We start from the raw sequence: 13,703 nt of genomic DNA, 5'->3' as shown, positions 1-13,703 counted from the left end.
ATTTAACAAAGAGCAATGATTACAGGAAGCAGCAGGCGAAAAGGCCTCCTGCTTTCTTTTTTATGGGTCCATTGTCCTTTTATTTGCAAATCTACTCTTTGTAGAGAGGAGAATATCACAGGGTCATAGAATGATATAGGTTTGAATCGTAAACCTATATCTACCAATATTGATACCTATCACGGCCAAATACAAAGATAAAGGCAGACTTGACAATGAGACGTTCCAAGGTTTACTTATACAAGCGAATAGGAGGCATGCTCATCCTGGCATCTATGGTGTGCGGAGCAGTTGTTCCTGCAAGCCTAGCGGGTTCTGTAGTACAAGCACCGGCGGCAGGCTTCTCTTCATCCACTTCTTTTATAGGCGAGGAACCCAAAGGATGGCTTATCAAATGGCGTAATCCTGCACAGGCACATGCCATTCATGACACATTAGTACTTCGTCGACAGCCTGAGACAGCGGTAGAGCTTGTCTGCCCTGCTGACCCGGATGAAGATACTGCTGCATGGTTAGCTCGACTGCAAAGCATGCCAGGCATCGAGTATGTGCATCCGAATAATCGCGTACATATATTGAAGGAGCCTGATGCGGAAGACCAAGAGATTGCTTCTAAAAGCAAGGCAGTTATAAATACGACAGAGGCGAATGATCCGTTACTCTCCAGGCAGTTGTATCTCGAGCAAATTGGTGCGCTGCGCGCATGGGAGCGGGTACGTGAGCAATTGGATCTCACCATTGCGATAGTAGATACAGGGATAGATTTGGATCACCCCGACTTGAAGAATAATCTCGTATCTGGCACTAACCTCGTACAGCCTAATTTGCCTCCCGATGATGACAACGGGCATGGTACGAGCGTAGCAGGTGTAATTGCGGCATCTGGCAATAATAAAGTAGGGGTAGCGGGTATTCTGTGGCGTGCTAAGATTATGCCAATCAAAGCATTGGACTATCAGGGTGACGGCACCGAGCAGGAGCTGGGCGATGCGATATTATATGGTGTCCGTAACGGCGCCAGAATTATCGTCTTGTCCGTGGGGCTTCATCGGCAATCTCCATATATGGCGGATATCGTACAGTATGCTGAGAATAAAGGCGTTCTGCTAGTAGCTGCTGCAGGCAATGACGGGGTGACGCTTGGTGACAAAGCAGCTGTGAAATATCCGGCAGCTTATCCTACAGTAATGGCTGTTGGTGGTCTGCGGACTAATAATAAGAGAGATTCTCGATCCAATTCCGGCTCAGAGCTTGATATCTCTGCGCCGTGGAATGTATATACGACAGCGTTGGGCGGCCGATATAAAAAAGAAGAGGGCACTTCCATGGCAGCTCCTCAGGTTGCCGCTGCTGCCGCCCTCGTATGGGCTCGCTATCCAGAGCTCAAGCCTTATCAGGTCCGTGAGCTGCTCAGGCAGACGGCAGCTGATATCGCTCCTGCTGGATTTGATCCTGATACGGGCTATGGCCTTCTTCAAGTGGACAAGGCAGTTGCTACTGCCCTGAAGGCTGATCGGTTCGAACCAAGCAACAGTCGTGCGCAAGCTGGTTTTATCCCGATGGATAAGCAAATATCAGCGGTACTGCAGCCTGGCGGTGACAAAGACTGGTACATGTTTGATGCTCCTTATGAAGGCAGCGTGACCTTACGGTTCGAGGGGCTGCTCACATCAGGCAAATCTTTCCCGCCTGTTCGCTTATCGCAATACACCGATAGCAAGCGCCTGCAGACCTGGGAGGCTAAGCTGGGGACCCGCACTATTGATTTCAAAGTCAAGAAGGGGCGGCAGTACCTGCTTGTCGAAGCAATGAATAAGGATAATAAAATCCGGCTGCCGTATACACTTACAACAACCTTCACTATGGCTCCAGATGCTTATGAGACCAATGACAAGATGTATGAGGCTTATACGCTGCAGCCGCGCAGCCAGACGATCTATGGGAGCTTTCACAAAATGGCCGATCGAGATTGGTTCGCTATTACATTTAAATATGGAGGCACACTGAGTCTGCGGCTAAGTACGAATACGGTGCGGATTGATCCTGGGCTTGCCATTCAGCGTGCGGGGCAGGCTCTTATGGCCTATGACAATGAAGGTGAGGGTCAGACGGAGCAATCGCCAAAATTAACGATTACCCCTGGCAAATATTATATTCGTGTCCATAATGCCATCTCATCTGAAGCGAATCCGACAATTGGCACGTATACGTTGAAGATGAACTACACTCCTCGTTTCGAGGACCCGAACGAGCCGAATGACAAATCCTATGAGGCGCTTCGTATTTCCTCAGGCAATGAGTATGTAGGAATAATGGACAGGCAAGGGGATAAGGATTGGTTCCAGCTGCGATTGAACGAACCAAGTATTGTTGATTTTAAATTGTTTAACATTCCTTCAGGAAAGGTAATGACGTTAGAAGCATACGATAAGAAGCAGAAGCTGCTATTTAAGCAGTCAAGCGGACCATCGGGACGACTTGATATTTCGGATAAAATTTTTCAGGAGGGTGTGTATTATGTTAAGCTTACGTCTAATGCGCCTTTCAATGATCAACTGTATCGGTTCCAAATGGATGCCTATCCATGGATAGAGGGTTTTTTGGATAAAAATACAATCGTTTCGAAGGCTGGCAAAGACCTGCTGAATGGAAAAGAATTGTGACAGTATTGTAGCGGATACGTCAATGAGCGTCGAAGTACCTATAAGCGGGTAAGTAGAAAAAAGGAGTCCATTAGGCAATGAGTTCAAGTGAAAGAATATTGAGCGATTTACAGAGTACTGCAGGAATGACAGGGCTGTTCTCCATTGTTGTAACGCTTATCAGCATTGTATTTGTCTGGTTCGTGCTTCAAGAGGTCAAGATGGAGACCTTCTTCAAATTTCCACGCAGCCCAAAAGCACGCCTGTTCCAGATTATTGTGGCGGTTGCTCTAGGCCATTCTTTTGCTTCCTTTCTGCTGGATTATTGGAACTGGTCAATGCTGTTAAGGACTTTTGTCGAATAACAATAGCGAAAGAAGTTAACAATGGGTAATACAGGACGGACTGAATTTGCGACAAGGCTGCGAATGCTGTATAGAATGCCCCATGCTCCTGCTTGGAAACGTTATCCTAACCGTTTTTTTACTTTATTCTTATGGAATTGGCATGGAAGCAAGCAAGATAAGACGAGTAAAATATGGAAGAAATTTATCGCTTGTCGATTCGTGTAGATGAGTGATAAGATGAAGGTTGGATAAAGGGGTATTTGGTATTATATTCATAAGATAAATTGAAATAAGCGACAAGAAATTCAGTTCGCGGAGGGAACTATAAGATGACCAAAATTATCATCCGCGGAGGCCAGCGTTTGTCGGGAACTGTCCGTGTCAGCGGCGCAAAAAATGCAGTACTTCCCATCTTGGCGGCCTCACTACTTGCAGCGAAAGGGGACAGCGTCATCTATGACGTTCCACTCCTCGACGATGTGATGACTATTCAGAAGGTATTGGCTTCCGTAGGTGCCAAGCTTGATTATCATAATGAGACGATGCGTATTTCGGCAGAATCGATTACGTCTTTTGAAGCTCCCTATGAGTTGGTTCGTAAAATGCGTGCCTCCTTCCTAGTTATGGGACCTTTGTTAGCTCGAATCGGTAAGGTGCGAATTTCACTTCCAGGCGGATGTGCCATTGGCACAAGGCCGATTGATCAGCATTTGAAAGGCTTCGAGGCAATGGGTGCCGAGATTACTCTTGGTCATGGCTTTATTGAAGCAAGCACAAGGACGAAGCTAAAAGGTGCAAAGATTTATCTAGATGTAGCTAGCGTCGGGGCGACTGAGAACATTATGATGGCTGCTGCTCTGGCAGAAGGCACAACTACGATTGAAAACGCGGCAAAAGAGCCGGAAATTGTTGATTTGGCAAATTATTTGAATGCAATGGGTGCCAAAGTGCGCGGTGCAGGCACAGGTATTATTCGGATCGAAGGCGTAGAGCAGATGCATGGCGCTGTTCACAACGTCATTCCTGACCGTGTGGAAGCAGGTACCTTCATGATTGCAGCAGCTATCACAGGTGGCGACGTGTTCGTCGAAGGAGCAATCGCGGATCATCTTACACCGGTTATCTCCAAGTTGCAGGAGATGGGTGTAGAGGTAATGGAATCAGATAACGGCATTCGCGTACGGGCTACTGGAGCTTTGAAGTCTGTTGATGTGAAGACATTGCCTCACCCTGGGTTCCCAACCGATATGCAATCTCAAATGATGGCTCTGTTGCTTGTTTCTGAAGGCACCTCGGTCATTACGGAGACGGTGTTCGAGAACCGTTTCATGCATGTTGAAGAATTTCACAAAATGAACGCGCAAATTAAAGTTGAAGGCCGATCGGCAATTATTAGCGGTAATGTGCCGCTTACAGGTGCCAAGGTATGTGCAACCGATTTGCGAGCAGGAGCAGCTCTTATTTGTGCAGCCCTGCATGCTGAGGGAGAGACAGAGCTTACAGGCATTCACCACGTTGACCGCGGATATGTGAATATTACGGGTAAGCTGGCAGGACTAGGAGCCATCGTCCATAGGGTTGAGGCAGAGGCAGCAGTTGCATCTATCGCCGCAGCTATCGAGGCGGAGCCTGCTGTAAGCTATAAGCGTGAGAAAGAAGTGCCTGTCATGAAGGTGCAGCCTACCTGGGCATAAGCTATTACAATTGAAACAGGGAGCTTCCAAGAGAAAGCCGTTAATCGGCTTGCTGCTGGAAGCTCCCTTTTTGCATGGAGGCAAGACCCAAATCCATATCCTATTCAGTTAGACAATAAGAACAGAAATTCATTCTTGTTGTCTTTTTATTATGGATGAAAGGTTTATTAGAGGGGTTGTTCATACGATGTTCATTTTTTCATGCTATATTCGTTCGAAACCAGATCGGAAGAGGCGGGATTAGGGGATGAAAAAATGGATATGGTCATTAGGGATTATTATTGTTATCACTGCTGTAGGAATAGGAGCTTACAATTATTTATTGCGTGAGAAGCCCGTAGAACCAATGGCAGCCACCGCCCAGACCGTCAAGGCAGCGAAAGGAAATATTGAGGTGAAGATAAGCGGAACCGGAGCGGTCACAGCGGACGAGCGGGCAACGGTAACGGCGGGAGTATCAGGAACGGTAGCTCAGCTTGGCTTCAAGGTGGGTGAAATCGTGAAGAAGGGGCAGGTGCTAGTCACATTTGAATCGGAGGATGTGCAGGCTCAAATCAGCAAGCTTGCGCTGACGCTAAAGAAACAAAGCATGCAAATGGAGCAATATGAGCTCCAGTATAAAGAAGCGGCTGTTCAGGCAGACGAGAATTCGTCGCAGAAGGAATCTGTGAAGATGAATATGGATGTGCTGAAGCTGGAAATGGAGCAGAATAGGGCAGACCTGCAAGATCTTGAGGAGCGTCAATTGCAGCGCAAGCAGGTCGTCGCACCTCTTGATGGAGAGATAACGGCCAGCGACATTGCAGTGGGCGATGAATTGCAGAGCAATGCGACGATTGCCTCGATCGTTAATTACTCTTCTTTGAAGTTCAAGATCCAGGTGGATGAACTGGATATGCCGCAGCTGAAAGTCGGACAAACGGCATTGATTCATCTGAATGCGTTGGAGGACCGGACAATTGAAGGCCAGATCGAATTGTTAGCAAAGGAAGGGACAGCGTCTAATGGCGTTGCCGCATATGATGTAACGATTGCTTTGGGGGATATGGAGGGCGTAATCGCTGGGATGTCTGGCCAAGCGGATATCGTAATCGCATCCCAAAAAGATATAGTGGTGGTTCCAGTGGCTGCTGTACTGGAGATGAGAGGGAAATCCTATGTTCGCATCCCGGCAACAGGAGAAGGTAGCCAGAGGAGTGGCAGCGAGGCAGAGGGTCAAGGACAGCAAGGACAAGGACAAGCACTAGGTCAAGGAGGACAAGGTCAGGCACAAGGACAACAAGGACAACAGGGACAACAGGGGCAGGGTCGAGTGGGGAAGACAACAGGAGGGAGTCGTGAGCCCGGATCTGGAATGGGTGGTCAAATGAAGGAAGTTGTCGTTGGAATCAGCGACGAGTCAAATGTAGAGATTGTCTCTGGTTTAGTAGAGGGGGATGCTGTATTGGTGATGCTGCCGCAAGGTACGCAGGGCATCTCTGGGACATCAAGCGATAATAGGCAGCAGCAGATGCAAGGGGGGATGATGCTGCCCGGTGGCAGCGGATTCGGAGGTAATGGCGGCGGTGGATTCTCGGGCGGCGGGTCAACTGGCGGGATGACTCGTACGGGCGGCAGCGGGGGCGGTATGAGCCGATGATGAGCAGGGACATGGACAGGCTGATCAATATACATGAAGTGTCAAAAATTTATAAGATGGGCAGAGAGCTAGTAACGGTTCTAGACAAGGTATCTCTTCAAGTGAACAGGGGCGAATTTGTAGCAATCGTCGGCCCATCCGGCTCCGGAAAGTCCACATTAATGAATGTAATCGGGTGCTTGGATACGCCTACTGAGGGCAGCTACAAGCTGGATGGCATTGAGGTCAAGGGACAGAGTGATAACAAGCTGGCGGAAATACGCAATAACAAAATCGGATTCATTTTTCAAGGCTTTCATCTGCTGCCCAAGCTGACTGCACTCGAAAATTGCGAGCTGCCGCTTATTTATCGCGGACTGCCTGCACGCGAGAGACGTTCAAGAGCCATACATGCTCTTGAGCAAGTAGGACTTGCGGAGAGAATGAATCATCGTCCAAGCGAGTTGTCCGGGGGACAACAGCAGAGAGTTGCTATCGCACGGGCTCTGGCCGCTCATCCTCCGATTTTATTGGCAGATGAGCCTACCGGTGCCTTGGACTCTAAGACTGGGCAAGAGGTTCTAGCTATGATGGAGCAACTGAATCGAGAGGGCCATACGATTATTCTGATCACACATGATATGGAGGTAGCCAAGCGAGCGGGAAGAACGGTCGTCATTAAAGATGGGGTGCTGAGTGAAGAAAGGGGTGGGGAGCATGAAGCTTACGCAGGGCTTCAGCATGGCGTTCAAAAGCGTATGGTCGAACAAGCTTAGAACAACCCTATCCATGCTCGGCATACTGATAGGTGTAGCTACGGTTATTGCTCTTGTAGCGATGGGCAAAGGCTCCAGCAATCAGGTGGAGGAGCAGGTATCCAGCTTGGGGACAAATATGCTATCCATTACGATAACAGGGAGAGGTACAAGTACGACGCTGTCCAAGGAAGAAGCGATGGCGTTCGCCGAGCTTCCTAACGTTGAAGGGGTCTCGCCGGTGGTGAGCAGCAGCTCAACGGTTAAATATAAAACAACAAGCGTAAATGTAACCGTGGAAGGAATTACGCCAGAGTATGAGCTGGTTAATGATTTCAGCGTGCAAGCTGGGCGGTACATTGTTCCAGTCGACGAGAATCATGCTCAAAGGGTTGCATTGATTGGGACGGCTACTGCAGAGGAGCTGTTCGGCCAGAATGATCCAGTAGGACAAATCATTCTTCTGAATGGCTATCGTTTTACAATTGTAGGGCTATTGGAGCCTAAAGGCAGCTCATTAACGGGCTCTAATGACGAGAAAATTCTTATACCATTATCCACTGCACAACGTTTATTCAAAAGCACGGGTGTCCGTTCGGTATATATGAAGGTTACGAATCTTGATCGGATGGATGCGGTCGTAGCGCTGCTTGAAATTCAGTTATCAGAGAAGTTCCGCGGCGATACGAGCAGCTATCGAATCTTCAATCAGCAAGATGCGATGGAAACTCTCAATTCGGTCAATAAAACAATGAATACGATGCTGCTCTACGTTGCCGCTATTTCACTAGTGGTAGGCGGAATAGGAATTATGAATATTATGCTAGTGTCGGTAACAGAGCGTACCCGGGAAATTGGTATACGAAAATCACTAGGAGCGAAACGTCGCGACATTTTGTTTCAATTTCTAGTCGAAGCCGTGACGATTAGCGGATTAGGAGGTCTGCTGGGCATAGGCTTTGGTTATACAGCCTCTATTATTATTGGCAAGGTAATGGGGACAGCCACGGAGGTTCCTTTGAACACGGTTCTTACAGCCTTCGCGTTCTCAGCTGCTGTAGGTGTCATATTCGGACTATTTCCTGCTAATAAAGCTGCAGGGCTAAGACCAGTCGACGCTCTGCGACATGACTGATCAGCCTCAGTTCTATCCTATCATTTGACCTCATAGAATAAACCATCAACTGGATTAAGAGAGGGCCCTCTTATTCCGTAGAGGAGGGAAGGTATTCATGAGGCGAATGATAGCAGGCAGGCAGTTAAGCCCGAGAATGGCGGCATGGCTGACTCTGTTCTGCATTGGCGCTTTGCTAGGCGCTGCGATTGTGATGCTGCAGCTATCGTTGTCTGAGCTGCAAGATAGACAGCTTCCCGTACCCGATCTAAAGCAGCCAATAGTTGCAGATTCAGATAAGCCGATGTTAGTTGAGGACAAGCCAGATGCTGATCGTCCATTATATGAAGCGGAGAATGGACAGGAGCAGCCTGTTGTTCGAGTCTATTTAACAAAAGAGCGTAAGGTGGAGAAGGTGCCGCTAGAGATTTATGTAAGAGGGGTTCTAGCAGGAGAAATGCCTGTTGAGTTTGAACTGGAAGCTTTAAAGGCGCAGGCGATTGCAGCCAGGACCTATATTATAAGGCGTTTATCGTTGCATGATAAAAGCGGATTATCCTCTTCGGAAATTGCAGCACAGGCAGATGTAACGGATACGATTGAGCATCAAGTTTATATTCCATTGAAGGAGCTTGCTCAAAAGTGGCCTAAAAACAAAAGAAAATTGTTTACTAGTAAGCTAGGAGAAGCTGTAAAAGCAACAAAGGGGCAAATTATTACGTTTAACGATGAACCCATACAAGCAACTTTTTTCTCAACAAGCAATGGCTTCACAGAGAATTCGGAGGATTATTGGGAGTCCAAAATTCCGTATTTGCGCAGTGTAGAAAGCCCTTGGGACAAAGAGATCTCACCTCGTTATAAAGAGACCATAGCATTGAGTCTAGAGACGTTCTATGCGAAATTAGGAGTGAAGAGAAAAAGCGAGGATAGGCCTGGTGTACGCATTATAGAGAAGACGGCGGGCAATCGAATAGGAAAAATTACAATCGGAGACCTAACCTTTACAGGAAGAGAAGTGAGAGAGAGGCTGGGGCTTGCTTCTTCTCAATTTAGTTGGAGCTTCGCAGGCGATTCTATCAGAATCACGACCTATGGTTATGGTCACGGAGTAGGCATGAGCCAATGGGGAGCGAATGGGATGGCGAAGGCTGGCAAACAGTCAGATGACATTCTGCTTCACTATTATTCGGGTACGAGAATTGAGCAAGCATCGAGACTTCCAACAAAACTTATAAAATAGCAAAACCTCACGTATAAAGCTAGTTGTTCTGGTAACAATGGCTAGTGAGGTGATAGAAATGAATGACAATAATCAGAACAAACCAAAGCAAAAAACAGAAGAAACTCCCAAAAACGTACTGGGAGAAACATCTGCCGCCAATTCTAGCAACGGGGTGAAGAGACTGCTATCGCGAAAATGGGTTTCGCCAGCAGTATTTATGGCCGCGGCAGCAATTATCGTAACCTTAATGTGGATCTATCAGGGATCGGACAACACCAAGCCAACCACAGCAACAGAGGAGTCCGGAATCACTGAAGGTGTCACTAAAGGTGAAGATTCTGCAACTCAACCAGAAGAAACAGTAACAGAAGTGACTAGCAATGGAGAAAAGCTTGCGTGGCCGCTATTGAATAAGGATGAGCTGCAAGAAGCGCTTTCTTTCTATGATGCGAATGCAAGCCAGGAGCAGCGTCAGGCGGCATTGGTTCAAACAGGCAATACGTTCTCGCCGCATCTCTCCGTTGACTTCACACATCCGAATGATCAGCCTTTCGATGTGGTGGCGGCCCTCTCGGGTAAAGTAGCACTCGTGGATAAGCACCCGACTAACGGGAATACGGTTGAAATTGATCACGGTGACGGGCTGGTCACTGTATACCAAAGCCTAAGTGATGTATTGGTCGCTGAAGGTGATGAAGTGAAGCAGGGAACTATCCTTGCAAAAGCAGGTCGCAATGATATTGAACGCGACCTTGGCATCCACCTTCACTTCGCTGTTCACAAAGACGGAAAAGCGATTAATCCCATTACAGCAATTGGCGAGCAATAAATAGGTCTAAAGTAGTGCGAGCAGGGGATATTCCCCTGCTTGTTTCATGTTTTGGTGAAAATATTTGGCCAAACAGGCTTGTCATGCTTGACCACAAAGAATATATACCTCCTCCCCTCATATAATGTACCAAACTATCTCGAGTAGGGAGGCGGGAACGTGCACGATTACATCAAAGAGCGAACCATTAAAATAGGCCGTTGCATCGTTGAAACGAAGCATACGGTGCGAACCATCGCCAAAGAATTCGGTGTTTCCAAGAGCACGGTCCATAAGGATTTGACCGAGCGATTGCCAGAGATTAACCCCGATCTGGCTGATCAAGTTAAGCACATTCTCGAATACCACAAATCCATTCGGCACCTGAGAGGGGGAGAAGCAACAAAGATTAAATATAAAAAAACGAGTACAAAAAAACGTGAAGTCATTACTGCCGGAAAAACATGATATTATTCATTATTTTTCAACAAAGTAATAGAGGATTTTAGTGACTTTTGGCGAATAATGTACGTTAGCGGTTTCTATGTCATGGGAACTATTTTGAATGTAACGTATACATTATCCGTTGGAGGACTAAAGCCTTATGTTGAGCAAGGATATTGGGATTGATCTGGGTACTGCGAATGTATCCATTCATGTAAAAGGAAGAGGCGTCGTACTTGACGAGCCTTCAGTAGTTGCTATTGAGATTGATACAAAAAAAGTACTGGCGGTAGGCGATGAAGCACATCGTATGGTAGGCAGGACGCCGGGCAACATTATTGCGATCCGTCCCTTGCGAGATGGCGTTATTGCGGATTTTGAGATAACAGAAATTATGCTTAAGGCGTTTATTGACCGTGTTGAAGGCCGGAAGTTTTTCAGCCGTCCGCGCATCTTGATCTGTGCGCCGGCTAACATTACCTCTGTTGAACAAAAGGCGATTCGCGAAGCTGCAGAGCGCAGCGGCGCCAAGGAAGTTTATCTTGAAGAGGAGCCGAAGGCTGCCGCTATAGGGGCTGGAATGGATATTTTCCAGCCTAGCGGCAACATGGTTGTAGACATTGGCGGCGGAACGACGGACGTGGCCGTATTGTCGATGGGCGATGTTGTTACTGCATCTTCCATTAAGATTGCTGGTAATAAGTTTGATGCCGCTATTATGAAATATATTAAAGATAAGTATCGTCTCCTTATCGGAGAGCGGACAAGCGAAGATATTAAGATCAAGATCGGTACAGTATATGAAGATGGACGCCGGTCGGAGATGGATATTCGCGGGCGTGATATGGTAACTGGCCTGCCGATTACCATTACGGTTCATTCCGAAGAGATTCGCGAGGCGCTATGGGATCCGATTATGTCCATTGTAGCTGCTGCCAAGACTGTACTTGAACGAACTCCGCCAGAGCTATCTGCGGATATTATTGATCGCGGCGTTATATTGACGGGCGGAGGAGCCCTATTGGACGGATTGGATACTTTGCTTGCCGAAGAGCTTAAGGTGCCTGTCCTGATTGCGGAAGATCCGATGCACTGTGTCGTGAAGGGGACAGGCATACTTCTTGATCATTTGGACAAGCTTGGCAAGAAAGCTAGAGCATAATTTATGCAGATAGGGCGCTTTAGGGGAGCGCGCCGAAACATAAATTAGGTCAAAGGTCGCAGATGCCTGCTATAATGGCGGTTGCCTGTCAAGCCGATAATATAGACAATAGAAGTTTGATGACGGCTATATCCTTAATAGGAGCTACCAGGAGGCGCATATGCTAAGAGGACTTTATACAGCTGCGGCAGGCATGACCACGCAGCAACGCAGACATGATACGATTACCAATAATATATCCAATCTCCAGACACCGGGCTACAAGCAGACAAATTCAGTTGCCCGCTCTTTTCCGGATTTGCTTCTCACGATGACAGGAGTGAATAACGAAGAGGCCCGTTCAATTGGGAAGCTTGGCATGGGCGTATTCGCTGAGGAGAGCTTATCGATTCATCTTCAAGGCGACTTGATGCAGACGAATAAATTCTCAGACTTTGCTCTTCTGTCAAATATTGATGTACCGGGCATTTCCTTCGATTCATCTGGCAAGAACGTTTCTGAGGATGGGGAAGTGACTTTCCAGCCTCAGGCTTTTTTCACTGTACAGAAACCTGATGGAGAAACCGGCTATACACGCGGTGGATCTTTCTCCCTTACGGAGGATGGCTCTTTGGTGACGAGTGACGGATCGAGTGTGCTTGGCGTGAATGGACAACCTATTCGATTCGCACGTGGAATTAGTCTGGAAGGGCTGACCCTCACAGCGGACCGTCGTTTCATTAATTCCAGTACGGGCGAAGATACCGGCCAGCAGCTTCTAATCACACGTGTGGACAATCCGAATCAGCTTGCTCGGGGAGGCGACGGCCAGTTCACGCTTATGGGTGATGCCAGAACGGCACGGCCGATTGAAGAGAATGAACGGATAGAGGTTCGACAAGGCTATGTTGAGCGTTCTAATGTAGATGCTGCACAAGCTTCAATCGACTTGATGTCTGCTTTGCGGGCTTATGAGGCGAACCAAAAGGTCATCCAATTCTATGACGAGAGCTTGGATAAAGCAGTGAATCAGGTTGGTCGTGTTTAGACAACAGGTGCTAGGAATGGAGGAGACATGCGATGAATAGCTCAATGATTAATGCAATGGTATCTATGAATTCCTTCCAGCAGAAGCTGGATGTGCTGGCGGATAACATTGCGAATGTAAATACAGTAGGCTATAAGCGTAAGGAAGCGACGTTCGAGGACCTGCTGAACACGACAAGGCAGCAGCCGGAGTCTTTCAATCAATCTGGACGCTTGTCGACGCTCGGCTTCAATCAGGGCTGGGGCGCAAGGCTGTCCATGATCCAGCCTAATTTGGAGCAGGGGACGATTAAGACTACTGAGAAGGAAACGGATCTAGCTATCGAAGGAAATGCGCTATTCGAGGTTATGGTTGATGGCGCAGGAACTCGTGCCTATACGAGGAGCGGTGCCTTTCAGTTGACGGTAGCAGCAAACGGTGATACGATTCTCGCAACGGCAGAAGGCTATCCCGTTGTAGCAAATGTAGCTGGGGAGGAACGTCCCATTGTTGTGCCAGAGGGTACGAAGCTGCGTGTGAATGCTGATGGTTCTGTGCAAGGGGTAAGAACAGATGGGTCAATGATTGAGTTAGGCTCAATTAAGCTGGTACAGGCTTCCCGCCCGTCCGCGTTGACTCAGGTTGCCGATAATTTATTTACAATTGCTGATGGAATTAATGTGGATGAAGTTCTTCAACGCGTAGTTCCGAATGGTGAGAATGGTATTGCACTTCGTCAAAATGCTCTTGAGCAATCTAACGTTAATCTGACGGATGAGATGACGGAGATGATAAATGTGCAGCGTGCTTATCAGCTGGCGGCCAGAGCCTTATCATCAAGCGATACAATGATGAGCTTGGCTAATAGTCTGCGCAGATAGATAGGAT

General features: G+C 47.7%; 13 protein-coding genes. All 13 read left to right on the top strand.

Features of this window, described 5'->3' with window-relative positions; translation table 11 throughout:
• The first annotated feature begins 215 nt into the window (after positions 1 to 215).
• The 13 genes from AC50YO_RS18305 to AC50YO_RS18245 all read left to right on the top strand — a co-directional run bounded on the left by AC50YO_RS18305 (position 216) and on the right by AC50YO_RS18245 (position 13,696).
• Positions 216 to 2,663, top strand: a complete 2,448-nt coding sequence (locus AC50YO_RS18305; RefSeq protein WP_494849440.1) for a S8 family peptidase — start codon at positions 216 to 218, stop codon at positions 2,661 to 2,663.
• 77 nt (positions 2,664 to 2,740) lie between these two features.
• On the top strand, positions 2,741 to 3,007 hold the full coding sequence (locus AC50YO_RS18300) for a DUF1146 domain-containing protein (protein WP_494849438.1): 267 nt from the start codon (positions 2,741 to 2,743) through the stop codon (positions 3,005 to 3,007).
• A 21-nt stretch (positions 3,008 to 3,028) separates the two neighbouring features.
• On the top strand, positions 3,029 to 3,214 hold the full coding sequence (locus AC50YO_RS18295) for a hypothetical protein (protein ID WP_494849437.1): 186 nt from the start codon (positions 3,029 to 3,031) through the stop codon (positions 3,212 to 3,214).
• A gap of 104 nt (positions 3,215 to 3,318) precedes the next feature.
• On the top strand, positions 3,319 to 4,683 hold the full coding sequence (gene murA, locus AC50YO_RS18290) for a UDP-N-acetylglucosamine 1-carboxyvinyltransferase (protein ID WP_494849435.1): 1,365 nt from the start codon (positions 3,319 to 3,321) through the stop codon (positions 4,681 to 4,683).
• A gap of 247 nt (positions 4,684 to 4,930) precedes the next feature.
• A complete protein-coding gene (locus AC50YO_RS18285) occupies positions 4,931 to 6,322 on the top strand; it encodes an efflux RND transporter periplasmic adaptor subunit (RefSeq protein WP_494849433.1) in 1,392 nt (463 codons plus the stop codon).
• Complete coding sequence (locus AC50YO_RS18280; RefSeq protein ID WP_494849578.1) at positions 6,322 to 7,077, top strand: ABC transporter ATP-binding protein; 756 nt, start codon at positions 6,322 to 6,324, stop codon at positions 7,075 to 7,077. The genes AC50YO_RS18285 and AC50YO_RS18280 overlap by 1 nt, the downstream gene beginning before the upstream one ends.
• Entirely contained in the window at positions 7,019 to 8,191 is a 1,173-nt protein-coding gene (locus AC50YO_RS18275; RefSeq protein ID WP_494849431.1) for an ABC transporter permease, read from the top strand. Before AC50YO_RS18280 ends, AC50YO_RS18275 begins: the two co-directional genes overlap by 59 nt.
• A 97-nt stretch (positions 8,192 to 8,288) precedes the next feature.
• Positions 8,289 to 9,413: a stage II sporulation protein D gene (gene spoIID / locus AC50YO_RS18270; RefSeq protein WP_494849429.1), complete on the top strand. Its 1,125-nt coding sequence runs from the start codon at positions 8,289 to 8,291 to the stop codon at positions 9,411 to 9,413.
• Between the two features lie 58 nt (positions 9,414 to 9,471).
• Positions 9,472 to 10,224, top strand: a complete 753-nt coding sequence (locus AC50YO_RS18265) for a peptidoglycan DD-metalloendopeptidase family protein (protein WP_494849428.1) — start codon at positions 9,472 to 9,474, stop codon at positions 10,222 to 10,224.
• A 159-nt stretch (positions 10,225 to 10,383) separates the two neighbouring features.
• On the top strand, positions 10,384 to 10,671 hold the full coding sequence (gene spoIIID, locus AC50YO_RS18260) for a sporulation transcriptional regulator SpoIIID (protein ID WP_494849427.1): 288 nt from the start codon (positions 10,384 to 10,386) through the stop codon (positions 10,669 to 10,671).
• A 136-nt stretch (positions 10,672 to 10,807) separates the two neighbouring features.
• Entirely contained in the window at positions 10,808 to 11,809 is a 1,002-nt protein-coding gene (locus AC50YO_RS18255) for a rod shape-determining protein (protein ID WP_494849425.1), read from the top strand.
• A 160-nt stretch (positions 11,810 to 11,969) separates the two neighbouring features.
• Complete coding sequence (locus AC50YO_RS18250) at positions 11,970 to 12,836, top strand: flagellar hook-basal body protein (protein WP_494849424.1); 867 nt, start codon at positions 11,970 to 11,972, stop codon at positions 12,834 to 12,836.
• A gap of 32 nt (positions 12,837 to 12,868) precedes the next feature.
• Positions 12,869 to 13,696, top strand: coding sequence for a flagellar hook-basal body protein (locus tag AC50YO_RS18245; protein ID WP_494849422.1), 828 nt, complete (start codon positions 12,869 to 12,871; stop codon positions 13,694 to 13,696).
• The last annotated feature ends 7 nt before the right edge of the window (positions 13,697 to 13,703 follow it).

The organism is Paenibacillus sp. J22P59, from assembly GCF_059383895.1.
The sequence above is the reverse complement of the archived record's forward strand: the minus strand, read 5'-3'. Positions and strand labels throughout refer to the sequence as shown.

What these genes read in the sequence shown, in the direction of transcription:
- AC50YO_RS18300 (WP_494849438.1), top strand. Translation starts at nt 2,741, where the DNA reads ATGAGTTCAAGTGAAAGAATATTGAGCGATTTACAGAGTACTGCAGGA.
- spoIID (WP_494849429.1), top strand. Translation starts at nt 8,289, where the DNA reads ATGAGGCGAATGATAGCAGGCAGGCAGTTAAGCCCGAGAATGGCGGCA.
- AC50YO_RS18245 (WP_494849422.1), top strand. Translation starts at nt 12,869, where the DNA reads ATGAATAGCTCAATGATTAATGCAATGGTATCTATGAATTCCTTCCAG.
- AC50YO_RS18275 (WP_494849431.1), top strand. Translation starts at nt 7,019, where the DNA reads ATGAAGCTTACGCAGGGCTTCAGCATGGCGTTCAAAAGCGTATGGTCG.
- AC50YO_RS18265 (WP_494849428.1), top strand. Translation starts at nt 9,472, where the DNA reads ATGAATGACAATAATCAGAACAAACCAAAGCAAAAAACAGAAGAAACT.
- AC50YO_RS18255 (WP_494849425.1), top strand. Translation starts at nt 10,808, where the DNA reads ATGTTGAGCAAGGATATTGGGATTGATCTGGGTACTGCGAATGTATCC.
- AC50YO_RS18280 (WP_494849578.1), top strand. Translation starts at nt 6,322, where the DNA reads ATGAGCAGGGACATGGACAGGCTGATCAATATACATGAAGTGTCAAAA.
- AC50YO_RS18295 (WP_494849437.1), top strand. Translation starts at nt 3,029, where the DNA reads ATGGGTAATACAGGACGGACTGAATTTGCGACAAGGCTGCGAATGCTG.
- AC50YO_RS18250 (WP_494849424.1), top strand. Translation starts at nt 11,970, where the DNA reads ATGCTAAGAGGACTTTATACAGCTGCGGCAGGCATGACCACGCAGCAA.
- AC50YO_RS18285 (WP_494849433.1), top strand. Translation starts at nt 4,931, where the DNA reads ATGAAAAAATGGATATGGTCATTAGGGATTATTATTGTTATCACTGCT.
- AC50YO_RS18305 (WP_494849440.1), top strand. Translation starts at nt 216, where the DNA reads ATGAGACGTTCCAAGGTTTACTTATACAAGCGAATAGGAGGCATGCTC.
- murA (WP_494849435.1), top strand. Translation starts at nt 3,319, where the DNA reads ATGACCAAAATTATCATCCGCGGAGGCCAGCGTTTGTCGGGAACTGTC.